Origin of the sequence: Roseateles cavernae (assembly GCF_040187885.1) — a bacterium.
Taxonomy (GTDB): domain Bacteria; phylum Pseudomonadota; class Gammaproteobacteria; order Burkholderiales; family Burkholderiaceae_C; genus Roseateles_E; species Roseateles_E cavernae.
The window spans coordinates 1-335 of the sequence record NZ_JBDPLH010000054.1 but is presented as its reverse complement, the minus strand read 5'-3'; the positions used below and the strand labels follow the sequence as shown (position 1 = coordinate 335).

1 protein-coding gene is annotated in these 335 nt (G+C 66.6%); it reads right to left on the bottom strand.

The genetic code is table 11. The features are described 5' to 3' along the window. Window positions 1–335, bottom strand: a 335-nt coding sequence (locus ABGI63_RS25825; RefSeq protein ID WP_349745379.1) for an ABC transporter ATP-binding protein, incomplete at both ends; no start/stop codon positions are given.

Here is a 335-nt window from a genome sequence, read left to right as displayed (position 1 = left end):
TTGCCCTCGCCGGTCATGGTGATCTCGCCGGACTCCATCACATAGCCGCGGTTGGCCAGTTGCAGCGCGCGGCTGGCGTTCTGCTCCACCAGCAGCACCGTCACGCCCTGCTGGTGGATGTCGTTGACCACCTCGAAGATCTTGTCCACCATGATGGGGCTCAGCCCCATGCTGGGCTCGTCCAGCAGCAGCACCTCGGGCCGCGCCATCAGCGCACGCCCCATCGCCAGCATCTGCTGCTCGCCGCCGCTCATCGTGCCGGCGAGCTGGTTGCGGCGCTCCTTCAGGCGCGGGAAGATGCCGAAGATGCGCTCCATATCGCTCTGGATCTCGGC